The sequence below is a fragment of the Pseudomonas sp. ADPe genome (assembly GCF_014843515.1).
Classification (GTDB): Bacteria; Pseudomonadota; Gammaproteobacteria; order Pseudomonadales; family Pseudomonadaceae; genus Pseudomonas; species Pseudomonas citronellolis.
Map to the genome: position 1 here is coordinate 3197363 of NZ_CP062122.1, position 12235 is coordinate 3209597.

Genomic DNA, 12235 nt, shown 5'->3' on the forward strand with positions numbered 1-12235 from the left:
GAACCCGCCCGTCCTCGCGGCCCTGGAGGCCCCGACGCCGACCCGCGGCGGCGAGGAAATCCGCGCCCAGAGCCACGGCCCGGTCGCCCTGACCGTGGCCATGGCGCCGCGCGGCAGCAACGAGGATTCCGGCTCCGCCGGCCTGCCCGCGTCCTACCCCTACCGCAAACGCCTGCAGCGCAAGGAATACGAGGCGCTCAAGGCGCAGCTGCAGGTGGAGCTGCTGAAGGTGCAGAGCTGGGTGAAGGAGACCGGGCAGCGCATCGTGGTGCTCTTCGAGGGCCGCGACGCCGCCGGCAAGGGCGGCACCATCAAGCGCTTCATGGAGCACCTGAACCCGCGTGGCGCGCGGGTGGTCGCCCTGGAAAAGCCCAGCGACGCGGAAAGCGGCCAGTGGTACTTCCAGCGCTACGTCCAGCACCTGCCCACCGCCGGCGAAATGGTCTTCTTCGACCGCTCCTGGTACAACCGCGCCGGCGTCGAACGGGTGATGGGTTTCTGCACGCCGCGCCAGTACCTGGAGTTCATGCAGCAGACCCCGGAACTGGAGCGCATGCTGGTGCGCAACGGCATCCAGCTGTTCAAGTACTGGTTCTCGGTCAGCCGCGAGGAGCAGCTGCGGCGCTTCGTGTCGCGCCGCGACGACCCGCTCAAGCACTGGAAGCTGTCGCCCATCGACATCCAGTCGCTGGACCGCTGGGACGACTACACCCAGGCCAAGGAGGCGATGTTCTTCCACACCGACACCGCCGACGCGCCCTGGGTGGTGGTCAAGTCCGACGACAAGAAGCGCGCGCGGCTGAACTGCCTGCGCCACTTCCTGCACACGCTGGACTACCCCGGCAAGGACCTGGCCATCGCCCACGCCCCCGACCCGCTGCTGGTGGGGCGGGCGGACCAGCTGGACCGCGACGAGCTGGCGCGCCCGCATGCCACGCCGCCGCTGCCGCGCCAGGTCGAGGCCAGCGAGAGCGCACCGGCGGCCTGAGGGGCCGCCGGGCCCGCCTCACTGCGCCTGGCTGAGCTGCATGAGCTGGCCGGCCAGCTCGCGGGCGTGGCGTTCGACGATGATCGGCGCCCAGGGCCGGCCGGAGGCGCTGACCAGGGCGTTGCTCTTGCTGTTCATGTCGCCCAGGGCGGTTTCCAGGTAGCTCCAGCGCATCTGCAGCTTGCCGCTCGCCGCGCCCGGCGGCAGGCGCGAGAGGCTGCGGCTGATCAGCGGCAGCAGCGTCTTCTCGTCCTGGCCGAGGTAGCTCTGCGGCGCCTCGCGGGCGATCTCCAGCACGCCCAGGTAGGAACGCGCCAGGTACTGCACGGAAAGGTATTCGATGCGCACCGGCACCTGCCACAGCGGCAGCTCGTCGGCCGCGGACGGCGGCACGAAGCGCTCGACCTGGCCGAGGAAGTCGCGCAGGGCGCGGCTCAGGTCCGGCAGGTAGGTCCAGGGCAGGTCCTCTTCCTTCGGACCATAGGTGGTGCCGGCCTGGATCTGCGCGAGCAGCGCCTGGTGGGCCTTGCGCAGGCCGTCGTCGGCCTTGGCGTAGCTCTTGACCGCCGCGTCCAGGGCGGCCAGGTCGGCCTTCAGCTGGTTGGCGTGGTTCTCCTGGAAGCCTTCGCCGCGCAACAGCATCAGGCTGCCCAGGGCCCGGCAGGCGTCGACCTGCATGGCCTGCAGCTGTTGCTCGTCGCTGGGCAGGTTGGCCCGGGCGGGCAGGGCGAGGAGGGTGAGAATACAGACGAACAGGTACTGCAGGAGGTATTTGCGGTTCATGGCGGGAGTTTCCCTGTTGTTCTTGTTGGCCGCCTGGCCACGCCGTGGTGGGCGTGGGTGGTTTCGCGAACGACGCCGGCCTTGCCTGGCCGGCCGGTTACCTGCGAGGGGTCACCGTACCGGGGCGCGCTCCCCCTGGCGCCCCGCCCGATGCTCCGGGCCAGCAAAGGCTAGCGCCTGCGCCGGCCGTTGCAACCGATCGAAAGAGTGATTCGCCGACGGCGTCATGCTTCCTCGCCCGCGGCCAGGCGCAGGCCGTGGGCGTCGAGAATCTCGATGCCGGCGTAGCTCAGGCGCAGCACGCCGCGGGCTTCCAGCTCCTTGAGCAGGTGGTTGGTGGTCTGCCGCGACAGCCCGAGCATGGCCGCCAGCTGTTCCTGGGGCAGGTGCAGCTCGCGCTGGCTGGCCTGCGCCTCGCCATAGCTGGCGGCCAGCATCAGCAGGCGCCGGGCCAGGCGCTGGGCGGCCGGCAGCAGGGCCTGTTCCTCCAGCACGGTGAAGGCCAGGCGCAGCTTGTGGCTCATCAGCAGGGCGAAGTCGCGCCAGTACTGCGGCTTTTCGGCGAGCAGCGCGTGCAGCGCCGGCAGCGGCACCTGCAGCAGGGTGGTGGGGCCTTCGGCGTAGGCGTCGTGGGTGCGCGGCTGGCCGTCGAACAGGCAGATCTCGCCGAACCAGTTGGGCGCTTCCACCAGGGCCAGCAGCGCTTCCTTGCCGCTGGCGCCCACCGCGCCGACGCGCATCCTGCCTTCGACCACGCAATACAGCCCGCAGGGCGCGTCGCCGCGGGCGAACAGGCGCTGCCCGGCGGGCAGGCGGCGGACGATGGCGGCCTGGCCGAGGGCTTCGCGCAGTTCGGCGGGCAGGTGCTGGAACCAGCGGCCGGAGGCGATGCGTTGCAGGCAGTCGGCGGTGTCGGGCATGGGCTTTGTCGGCTAGTTGACAGAGTGGTACGGCAGTCCAAGCCATGATGCCAGCACCTTGCCCGAGAACGACAGAACAATGAAAACACTCGTCGATCACCTGGCGCAGTACGCGGCCTACCACCGCGACCGCCGCAACATCCTCAGCCACTTCATCGGCATCCCGATGATCGTCCTGTCCATCGCCGTGCTGCTGTCGCGCCCGGGTCTTGAGGCCGGCGGCCTGCTGCTGGCCCCGGCGACCCTGCTGGCGCTGGCCGCGCTGGCGTTCTACCTGCGCCTGGACCTGCGCTTCGGCGCGCTCATGGGCGTGCTCCTGGCGCTGTCGTTGTGGGCCGGCGCGGTGCTCGCCGCGGGCTCCACCGCCAGCTGGCTGGCCTGGGGCATCGGCCTGTTCGTGGTGGGCTGGGTGATCCAGTTCGTCGGCCACTGGTACGAGGGGCGCAAGCCGGCCTTCGTCGACGACCTGGTGGGGCTGGTGGTCGGCCCGCTGTTCGTCGCCGCCGAGGCCGCCTTCCTGCTCGGCCTGCGCGACGAGGTGCGCCGCGCCGTGGAACAGCGCGCCGGGCCGACCTGCATCCGCGAGCGCAAGGCGGCTGCCTGATCAGCCCGCGCCGGTGAGCCGGCGCAGGATTTCTGCGCTGCGCGCATCGGCGGGGAAGAAGGTCTCCAGCGCCAGTTCCGAGAGCGTCACGTCCACCGGCGTGCCGAACACCGTGATGGTGCCGATCAGGCTGAGCACGCCCAGCTCGGTGTTCAGTTGCACCGGTATCAGCACCATGTCGCCGCTGGCCTGCTCTTCGTGGGGCGGCGCCGGGTAGAGCGCGAGTTCGTCGCGCAGGGCCTGCAACTGCGGGTCGCCGCTGGCGTCGATGTCCCGCTGCAGGCGCGCCATCACGTGCGCCTTCCATGGCCCCAGGTTGAGAATGTTCGGCGCCAGGCCGCGCGGGTGCAGGCTCATGCGCAGCACGTTGCAGGGCGCGGCGAGCAGCTCGGGGGCCACGCCGATGAGGAAGACGCTCACCGCGTGGTTGGAGGCCAGCAGGTTCCAGTGGCGGTCCACCACCATCGCCGGGTTCGGTTCGTGGGCCTTGAGCAACTGGTCGATGGCCTGCCGCGCCACGGTCAGCGCCGGGTCGTCCAGCGCCCGCTCGGAATACACCGGCGCGTAGCCGGCGGCGCCGAGCAGGCGGTTGCGCTCGCGCAGCGGGATGTCCAACTGTTCGGCCAGGTGCAGGAGCATCTCGCGGCTGGGCAGGGCGCGGCCGGTCTCGACGAAGCTCAGGTGGCGCGTGGAGATGTCCGCGTCGCAGGCCAGGTCGAGCTGGCTGAGGCGGCGGCGCTGGCGCCACTGGCGCAGCAGGGCGCCGACGGGGAGGGTTTGGCTGTCCATGGGAACGAACGATAGACCTCCGTCCGGGGCCAGGCCATTACCTGGCAGGTAATCGACGCTGTGCCCGTCGCGGCGGATTCTTCGGCCAGGCGCCGCGGACCGGCGGCGCTTCGTTCAGGAGGATTCGCCATGACTCTGCTGCAACCGTCCCCGCTGCTCCGCCGTTCCCTGCAACTCGACGCCCTTGCCGGCGGCGCCACCGGCCTGCTGCTGGCGCTGGCCGCCAACCCGCTGAGCGGCCTGCTCGGCTTGCCCGTGGTACTGCTGATGGTGGCCGGCATCCTGCTGCTGCCCCTCGCCCTGGTGCTGGCCTGGATGGCCAATTGCGAGGTGCTGCCGCGCGCCGGCGTCTGGGCGGTGATCGCCGTCAACCTGCTGTGGGTGGTGGAAAGCCTGGGCCTGCTGGCCAGCGGCTGGGTGCAGCCAACCGTGCTGGGCTGCGCCTTCGTGATCGGCCAGGCGCTGGTGGTCGGGGTGTTGGCCGAACTTGAGTTCTTCGGCCTGCGCCGCTCCGCCGCGCTGCATACCCTGTGAGGCGCGAGGGGCGGCCTTGCGGGGCCGCCCTTCGCTTCAGGCCAGCGCCTCGCGGACGAAGTCCAGGCGGTCCTGGCCGAAGAACATCTCCTCGCCGACGAACAGGGTCGGCGCGCCGAACATGCCGCGCTTGATGGCCGCCTCGGTGTTGGCCTTGAGCGCGTCCTTCACTTCCTGCTCCGCCGCCAGCGCCAGCAGCGCCTGTGGATCGAAGCCGGCCTCGGCCAGCAGCGGGCCCAGCACCGCCGCGTCGCCCAGGTTCAGGGCGTCCACCCACATGCCCTTGAACACGCAGGCCAACAGCGCCTCGAAGCGTTCCGGCTGGCGCAGCTGCACGCCGGTGGCGGCGCGCATCAGCAGCAGGGTGTTGATCGGGAAGTGCGGGTTCATCTTCAGCGGCACGCCGTAGCGGCGGGCGAAGCGCTGCATGTCGATCAGGGTGTAGCGGCCCTTGGCCGGGACGGCGATCGGCGAGGCGTTGCCGGTGGCCTGGAACACCCCGCCCAGCAGCACCGGGCGGTAGACCAGCTCGGCGCCTGCCGCGGCGCAGATGCCCGGCAGCTGGGTGTAGGCCAGGTAGGAGGTGGGGCTGCCGAAGTCGAAGTAGAACTCGACGCTTTTGCTCATGGGTGATCCCTCTTTGTTGTCGTTGTGGATTACCAGCGTTCCATCCAGGGCCGCAGGTCCAGCTCGAAGGTCCAGGCGTCGCGCGGCTGGCTGTGCAGGTACCAGTAGTTGTCGGCGATGTGCTCGGGGTCGAGGATGCCGTCCTGGTCTTTCTGCGCGTACTTCTCCGGGAAGTTGTCGCGGATGAACTCGGTGTCGATGGCGCCATCCACCACCACGTGGGCCACGTGCAGGCCCATGGGCCCCAGCTCGCGGGCCATGCTCTGGGCCAGCGCGCGGATGCCGTGCTTGGCCCCGGCGAAGGCGGCGAACCCGGCGGCGCCGCGCAGGCCGGCGGTGGCGCCGGTGAACAGCAGGGTGCCACGCTGGCGCGCGACCATGCGCCGGGCCACCGCCTGGCCGGTGAGGAAGCCGGAGAAGCAGGCCATTTCCCAGATCTTGAAGTACTTGCGCGCGGTCTCGTCGAGGATGCTGCAGGGCACGTTGGCGCCGATGTTGAAGACGAAGGCTTCGATGGGGCCGATGTCGCGCTCGATGGTCTCCACCAGTTCCGCCACCTGCTCCTCCTTGCGCGCGTCCGAGGCGAAGCCGTGGGCCTCGCCGCCCTCGGCGCGGATGGCGTCGACCAGCGGTTGCAGCTTGTCCGCCGAGCGGCGGGTGACGCAGGCGACATAGCCCTCGCGGGCGAAGCGGCGGGCGATGGCGCCGCCGGTGGCGTCCCCGGCGCCGATGACCAGCACCACTTTCTTGTCGTTGGGGGAGGCAGCGCTCATGTTCGTTTCCTCTGTTCGTTATGGGTAAACGATCGTTTGGTAAACGAACGTTATGTTATGCTTCCGGCAGCCGTCAAGCCGTTTCCGGAGCCCACGCCATGCGCTACTCAGCCAGCCACAAGGAAGAAACCCGCCAGCGCCTGCTGGAGAGCAGCGGCGCCATCGCCAAGCGCGAGGGCTTCGCCAGCGTCGGTGTGGACGCGCTGATGAAGGCGGTGGGGCTGAGCGGCGGCGCCTTCTACAACCACTTCCCGTCCAAGGACGCGCTGTTCGCCGCCATCGTCGAACGCGAGCTGACACGCAGCGCCGAGCGCCTGGGCAAGGCCGGCGACAGCCACGGCCGCGAGCGCCTGGAGCGTTGCCTGCAGCGTTACCTGACGCTGGCCCACGTGCAGAACGTCGACGGCGGCTGCGCAATTCCCGCCCTGGGCGCGGACATCGCCCGCGCCGACGAGCAGGTGCGCGGCACGGTGGAGGCGGCGATGCTCGGGCTGCAGCAGGCCTGGGCGGAGGAACTGGGGAATGCGGAGGACGCCTGGGCGATGCTCAGTCAGTGCGTGGGGGCGTTGTTGCTGGCGCGGATGACGGCCAGCGAGGAGACGCAGCGGGCGATCATCGAGTCGAGTAAAGCGTTCCTGCTGCGGCGGTTGGATGCATTGGCCTTGTAGGGACGTGCCTTGTGCGCGAATCGCGGACGGAGTCCGCTCCTACGCCTTCCGGCAAGCACAAGACCCGTAGGATGGTGTTGAGCGAAGCGATACCCATCAGCGCAACCGCATGGGTTTCGCAAGCTCAACCCATCCTACGAAGAACACCCCGGCGCGGCTTGCAGGACAGTTGCTCCTACGACAGTGCTTCCTTGGCGCCGATACACCGAGGCCATGGCCAGCGCCCAGGTCAGCCCTGGAGCCGCCGGGAATCAAGGCTGCGGCGGTTGGAGGATGAGGTTTCTTCGTAGGAGCGAGCTTGCTCGTGAATGGTGTTCGCCGGTTGCCTGGGTGCTGAATTTGAGCCCGCTCCCTCTCCCCAGCCCTCTCCCTGAAGGGAGAGGGAGCTAGTCCGTGCCGGCGCGAAGGCCGTGCCTCATGGAGGTATCGGGCTTTATGCGTAGCATCAGGGAGAGCTGAAACAGCAGAGCACGCCGAACGGCCCCCTCTCCCTTCAGGGAGAGGGTTGGGGAGAGGGGCGGTGTTCAGGTTGGTATCGATGTTTCCGGGAAACACCATTCGCGAGCAAGCTCGCTCCTACGAAAAGCCCCCAGAGCCCCAGGGCCTCAGAGCCCCCGCAGGGCCAGGTCCGCACCAAGCAACAACAACCCCCCGAAGAAGCACCGGCGAAAGGCCGTCGGGCTGATGCGGTTGCGCAGCCACTGCCCCAGGTACATCCCCGCCAATGCCGGCAGCAGCGCCAGCAACGACACTCCCAGCACCGATGCATGCAACAGCGAGCCCTGCTGCCCGAGGGTGAGCGCCAGGGCCAGGGTGGAGACGGTGAAGGACAGCCCGAGGGCCTGCACCAGGTCGTCCTTCTCCAGGCCCAGCGCCTGCAGGTAAGGCACCGCGGGGATCACGAAGACAGCGGTGACCGCGGTGACGGCGCCGGTGGCCAGGCCGATCAGCGGCGACAGCCAGGCCTCGTGCGCCGGCGCCACCTGGAAGCGCTTCGCCGACAGCCCGAGCAGCGCATAGAGGACCAGCGCCACGCCCAGCAGCGGCGTGGCCGCCGCCCAGTGTTCGCCGCCCAGCCACCAGCCCACGGCCAGGGTGCCGGCGACGATGCCGGCGAGCAGGCCCCACATCCGCCTGAGCAGCCCGAGGAAGCGCGGCCCGGCGGCCAGTTGCCAGACGTTGGTGACGGTGGAGGGCACCACCAGGATGGCCGCCGCCTGCATCGGCGGCATCACCAGCCCGAGCAGGCCGACCGCCACCGTCGGCAGGCCGAGGCCGACCACGCCCTTGACCAGGCCGGCGAGGAGGAAGGTAAGGACGATCAGGTCCAGGTGCGCGGGCAGCGAGTCGAACATGGGCGGGCCTTGCCTTGGCGGTGGAGCGGGGCAGGATAGCCGCAAACGAAGAACCCCGCCGTGGCGGGGTTCTTCTTCGACGGGCAGCGGCTCAGATATTGGCCACCTGCTGGTAGGCCTTGGGCTTGAAGTACAGCGTCTCGCCGCGGGCCAGGCCGACCAGGCTGTCGTGGTCCTTGACCACCTCGGCCTCGATCAGCTCGTCCTGGCCGTCCACCTTCAGCGTCACCCGGGTGATCGCGCCCAGCGGGCGGATGTCGCGGACTTCCGCCGCGCGGTGCGCTTCCACCGCCTGGCGCGACAGCGAGACTTCGTGCGGGCGGAACAGCAGGTGCTCGTCGTTGCCCAGGTGCAGGCGGTTGGAGTCGCCGAGGAAGTGGTAGACGAAGTCGCTGGCCGGGTTCTCGTAGACCTCGCCCGGCGAGCCGATCTGCTCGATCACGCCCTTGTTCATCACCACGATGCGGTCGGCGACTTCCATCGCCTCTTCCTGGTCGTGGGTGACGAACACGGAGGTGAGGTTGATCTCCTCGTGCAGGCGCGCCAGCCAGCGGCGCAGCTCCTTGCGCACCTTGGCGTCGAGGGCGCCGAAGGGCTCGTCCAGCAGCAGGATCTTCGGCTCCACCGCCAGGGCGCGGGCCAGGGCGATGCGCTGGCGCTGGCCGCCGGAGAGCTGTTCCGGGTAGCGGTCGGCGAGCCAGTCCAGCTGCACCATGTTCAGCAGTTCGTGGACCTTCTCGGCGATGCGCGCCTCGCTCGGGCGCTCCTTCTTGGCCTTCATGCGCAGGCCGAAGGCGACGTTGTCGAACACCGTCATGTGGCGGAACAGCGCGTAGTGCTGGAACACGAAGCCGACGTTGCGGTCGCGCACGTCGTGCTGCGAGACGTCCTCGCCGTGGAACACGATGTTGCCGGCGTCCGGCGTCTCCAGGCCGGCGATGATCCGCAGCAGGGTGGTCTTGCCGCAGCCGGAGGGGCCGAGCAGGGCCACCAGCTCGCCACTGTGGATGTCCAGGTTGATGTCGTCGAGCGCCTTGAAGGCGTTGAAGTTCTTGCTGACGTTACGGATTTCGATACTCATGGCTTATTCCTCGTCAGCTTTGACTTTCAATCGGGACAGGCGCGACTCGCTCCACTGCTTGAGCAGCAGGATGACCAGGGCCATCAGCAGCAGCAGGGTGGCGACGCTGAAAGCGGCGACGTGATTGTATTCGTTGTAGAGGATCTCGACGTGCAGCGGCAGGGTGTTGGTGACGCCGCGGATGTGCCCGGAAACCACCGACACCGCGCCGAACTCGCCCATCGCCCGCGCGGTGCACAGCACCACGCCGTAGATCAGGCCCCATTTGATGTTCGGCAGGGTGACGTGCCAGAACATCTGCCAGCCGTTGGCGCCGAGCAGGCGCGCGGCCTCTTCCTCCTGGGTGCCCTGTTCCTGCATCAGCGGGATCAGTTCGCGGGCGACGAAGGGGAAGGTGACGAAAATGGTGGCCAGGACGATGCCGGGCACGGCGAAGACGATCTGGATGTCGTGGTCGCTGAGCCACGGCCCGAAGTAGCCCTGGGCGCCGAACAGCAGCACGTAGATCAGGCCGGCGATCACCGGCGAGACCGAGAACGGCAGGTCGATCAGCGTCACCAGGATGCTCTTGCCGGGGAACTCGAACTTGGTCACGCACCAGGCGGCGGCCACGCCGAACACCAGGTTCAGCGGCACCGAGATGCCCACGGCGATCAGCGTGAGTTTCAGCGCGGCCAGGGCGTCGGGCTCGACGATGGCCTCGAGGAAGGTGCCGAAGCCCTGCTTCAGCGCCTCGCTCAGGACCACGAACAGCGGCATCAGCAGGAACAGGGCGAAGGCCAGCCAGGCCAGGCCGATGAGCGCCCGGCGGCCCCAGGGGTTGCCACGCCGGGCGGCGTTCGCCGCTTGTGCGGTGGAAAGCGTTACGGAACTCATGGCGCGCTCCTTACGGGGTCTCGATGCGGCGTTGCAGCAGGTTGATCAGCAGCAGCAGGACGAAGGCCACCACCAGCATCAGCACGCCGATGGCGGTGGCGCCGGTGTAGTCGTACTGGTCCAGCTTGACCATGATCAGCAGCGGCAGGATCTCGGTCTTCATCGGCATGTTGCCGGCGATGAAGATCACCGAGCCGTACTCGCCGACGCCGCGGGCGAAGGCCAGGGCGAAGCCGGTCAGCCAGGCCGGCAGCAGCGCCGGCAGCAGCACGTGGCGGAATACCTGCAGCGGCTTGGCGCCCAGGCAGGCGGCGGCTTCCTCGACCTCGCGGGGGATGTCCGCCAGCACCGGCTGCACCGTGCGCACCACGAAGGGCAGGACCACGAAGGTCAGCGCCAGGGTGATGCCCAGCGGGGTGTAGGCGATCTTGAAGCCCAGCTCGGTGGCGAAGCGGCCGATCATGCCGTTGGGGGCGTAGAGCGCGGTCAGGGCGATGCCGGCCACGGCGGTGGGCAGGGCGAAGGGCAGGTCGATCATGGCGTCGATGACCTTGCGCCCGGGGAACCGGTAGCGCACCAGCACCCAGGCCAGCAGGGTGCCGATCACGCCGTTGATCAGCGCGGCGATCAGCGCGGTGCCGAAGCTCAGCTTGAGCGCGGCGAACACGCGCGGGGCGGTGATGATGGTCCAGAACTGTTCCCAGGTGAGCTCGGTGGTCTTGAGGAACAGGGCCCCCAGCGGAATCAGCACCAACAGGCTGAGATACACCAGGGTGTAGCCCAGAGTCAGCCCGAAGCCGGGTATGACCGGGGAGATGCGTCGTGACATTGAAACCTCGTTAGCTGAAAGCCGGAAGCTGGAAGCCTGAAGCTGAAAGCGGTGCCGAGGTCGACTTCCAGCTTCGCGCTTCCAGCTTCCAGCCCGTATTCACTGCGCCTGGTAGATTTTGTCGAAGATGCCACCGTCGTTGAAGAACTTCGGCTGCGCGACCTTCCAGCCGCCGAAGTCCTTGTCGATGGTCACCAGGTCCAGTTTCGGGAACTGGTTGGCGAACTCGGCGGCGACCTTGGCGTTGCGCGGGCGGTAGAAGTTCTGCGCGGCGATGCGCTGGCCTTCCTCGCTATACAGGTACTTCAGGTATTCCTCGGCGACCTTGCGGGTGCCCTTCTTGTCGACGGTCTTGTCGACCACCGCCACCGGCGGCTCGGCCAGGATGGACAGCGAGGGTACGACGATTTCGAAGTTCTCGCCGCCCTGTTCCTTCTTGGCCAGGAAGGCTTCGTTCTCCCAGGCCAGCAGGACGTCGCCGATGTTGTTGTTGACGAAGGTGATGGTCGAGCCGCGGGCGCCGGTGTCCAGCACCGGTACGTGCTTGTACAGGTCCTTGACGTAGGTCTCGGCCTTGTCGTCACTGCCGTACTGCTTCTTGGCCCAGGCCCAGGCGGCCAGGAAGTTCCAGCGGGCGCCGCCGGAGGTCTTCGGGTTGGGGGTGATGACTTCCACGCCCTGCTTGGTCAGGTCGCCCCAGTCCTTGATGCCCTTGGGGTTGCCCTTGCGCACCAGGAACACGATGGTCGAGGTGTAGGGGGTGCTGTTGTCCGGCAGGCGCGCCTGCCAGTCGGCCGGCAGCAGGTTGCCGAGCTTGTTCAGTTCGTCGATGTCGCCGGCCAGGGCCAGGGTCACCACGTCGGCCTTCAGGCCGTCGATGACCGCGCGGGCCTGCTTGCCGGAGCCGCCGTGGGATTGCTGCACGGTCAGGTCGTCGCCGCCCTGGGCCTTCCAGTGCTTGATGAAGGCCGCGTTGTAGGCCTGGTACAGCTCGCGGGTCGGGTCGTAGGAGACGTTCAGCAGTTGGGTGGCCGCGGCCGCAGGGCCGGCGATCAGAGCACTGGCCAGGGCGGCCAGGGCGAAACGGCGGATGGACATGTGCAGCTCCTGGATACGAATCTTCAGTGTTGTGCTTGTTGGCGTGTTCTTATCGGGGCGTTGCGCGGGCCTGGGAAAGGCCGTGAATCAGCTCTGGCGGCTGGCGGGCTGCTGCAGGCGGAACTTTTCCTTGCGCTCGATCTGCACCACCTGGCCGTTGTGCACGGTGATCTCGACGGCGCCGAAACGCAGACCGCGCAGGGCGCTCTGCACTTCACGCAGGATGTTGGCTTCGTCCTGGCCTTCCAGGCTACGGAGGGTTGCGCTCATGATCTGGGCTCCTTGGTGGGCTTCGCCGGACCGTCCCGGG

At 68.5% G+C, this 12235-nt stretch carries 15 protein-coding genes; 4 read left to right on the forward strand and 11 right to left on the reverse strand.

Features of this window, described 5'->3' with window-relative positions; translation table 11 throughout:
* Nucleotides 1-100 precede the first annotated feature (100 nt).
* Entirely contained in the window at nt 101-988 is an 888-nt protein-coding gene (gene ppk2 / locus IG194_RS14570; RefSeq protein WP_225617228.1) for a polyphosphate kinase 2, read from the forward strand.
* A gap of 18 nt (nt 989-1006) precedes the next feature.
* Here the strand turns inward: ppk2 and IG194_RS14575 are convergent, their stop codons facing one another.
* On the reverse strand, nt 1007-1771 hold the full coding sequence (locus IG194_RS14575) for a hypothetical protein (protein WP_058488057.1): 765 nt from the start codon (nt 1769-1771) through the stop codon (nt 1007-1009).
* Between the two features lie 224 nt (nt 1772-1995).
* On the reverse strand, nt 1996-2691 hold the full coding sequence (locus tag IG194_RS14580) for a Crp/Fnr family transcriptional regulator (protein WP_043315039.1): 696 nt from the start codon (nt 2689-2691) through the stop codon (nt 1996-1998).
* Between the two features lie 79 nt (nt 2692-2770).
* Here IG194_RS14580 and IG194_RS14585 point away from each other — a divergent pair, with 79 nt between their 5' ends.
* A complete protein-coding gene (locus IG194_RS14585) occupies nt 2771-3295 on the forward strand; it encodes a DUF962 domain-containing protein (RefSeq protein ID WP_058488058.1) in 525 nt (174 codons plus the stop codon).
* On the opposite strand, the gene IG194_RS14590 is transcribed toward IG194_RS14585, so the two are convergent.
* Entirely contained in the window at nt 3296-4084 is a 789-nt protein-coding gene (locus IG194_RS14590) for a helix-turn-helix domain-containing protein (RefSeq protein ID WP_043268189.1), read from the reverse strand. It lies immediately after the preceding gene.
* A 129-nt stretch (nt 4085-4213) separates the two neighbouring features.
* On the opposite strand from IG194_RS14590, the gene IG194_RS14595 reads away from it, so the two are divergent.
* Nucleotides 4214-4618, forward strand: coding sequence for a hypothetical protein (locus IG194_RS14595; RefSeq protein WP_058488059.1), 405 nt, complete (start codon nt 4214-4216; stop codon nt 4616-4618).
* 36 nt (nt 4619-4654) lie between these two features.
* On the opposite strand, the gene IG194_RS14600 is transcribed toward IG194_RS14595, so the two are convergent.
* Both IG194_RS14600 and IG194_RS14605 read right to left on the reverse strand, forming a co-directional pair.
* Nucleotides 4655-5245, reverse strand: a complete 591-nt coding sequence (locus IG194_RS14600) for a 2-hydroxychromene-2-carboxylate isomerase (RefSeq protein WP_058488060.1) — start codon at nt 5243-5245, stop codon at nt 4655-4657.
* Between the two features lie 29 nt (nt 5246-5274).
* Nucleotides 5275-6018 (reverse strand): SDR family oxidoreductase, encoded by a 744-nt coding sequence (locus IG194_RS14605; protein ID WP_058070859.1) that lies wholly within the window; start codon nt 6016-6018, stop codon nt 5275-5277.
* 98 nt (nt 6019-6116) lie between these two features.
* Between IG194_RS14605 and IG194_RS14610 the strand changes: the two genes are divergently transcribed.
* Entirely contained in the window at nt 6117-6686 is a 570-nt protein-coding gene (locus IG194_RS14610) for a TetR/AcrR family transcriptional regulator (protein ID WP_043268197.1), read from the forward strand.
* A 605-nt stretch (nt 6687-7291) separates the two neighbouring features.
* Here the strand turns inward: IG194_RS14610 and IG194_RS14615 are convergent.
* The 6 genes from IG194_RS14615 to oscA form a co-directional block, all read right to left on the reverse strand.
* The gene (locus tag IG194_RS14615; RefSeq protein WP_058488061.1) at nt 7292-8041 is read right to left on the reverse strand and encodes a sulfite exporter TauE/SafE family protein; all 750 of its coding nucleotides are present in this window, start codon (nt 8039-8041) and stop codon (nt 7292-7294) included.
* Between the two features lie 91 nt (nt 8042-8132).
* Nucleotides 8133-9122: a sulfate/molybdate ABC transporter ATP-binding protein gene (locus IG194_RS14620; protein ID WP_043317419.1), complete on the reverse strand. Its 990-nt coding sequence runs from the start codon at nt 9120-9122 to the stop codon at nt 8133-8135.
* A gap of 3 nt (nt 9123-9125) precedes the next feature.
* Complete coding sequence (gene cysW, locus IG194_RS14625; RefSeq protein WP_043317421.1) at nt 9126-9998, reverse strand: sulfate ABC transporter permease subunit CysW; 873 nt, start codon at nt 9996-9998, stop codon at nt 9126-9128.
* Between the two features lie 10 nt (nt 9999-10008).
* On the reverse strand, nt 10009-10827 hold the full coding sequence (gene cysT / locus IG194_RS14630) for a sulfate ABC transporter permease subunit CysT (protein WP_043317422.1): 819 nt from the start codon (nt 10825-10827) through the stop codon (nt 10009-10011).
* Nucleotides 10828-10926: 99 nt separating this feature from the next.
* Nucleotides 10927-11925, reverse strand: a complete 999-nt coding sequence (locus IG194_RS14635) for a sulfate ABC transporter substrate-binding protein (protein ID WP_058488063.1) — start codon at nt 11923-11925, stop codon at nt 10927-10929.
* A gap of 87 nt (nt 11926-12012) precedes the next feature.
* Nucleotides 12013-12195: a sulfur starvation response protein OscA gene (gene oscA, locus IG194_RS14640; protein WP_009614015.1), complete on the reverse strand. Its 183-nt coding sequence runs from the start codon at nt 12193-12195 to the stop codon at nt 12013-12015.
* Between the last annotated feature and the right edge of the window lie 40 nt (nt 12196-12235).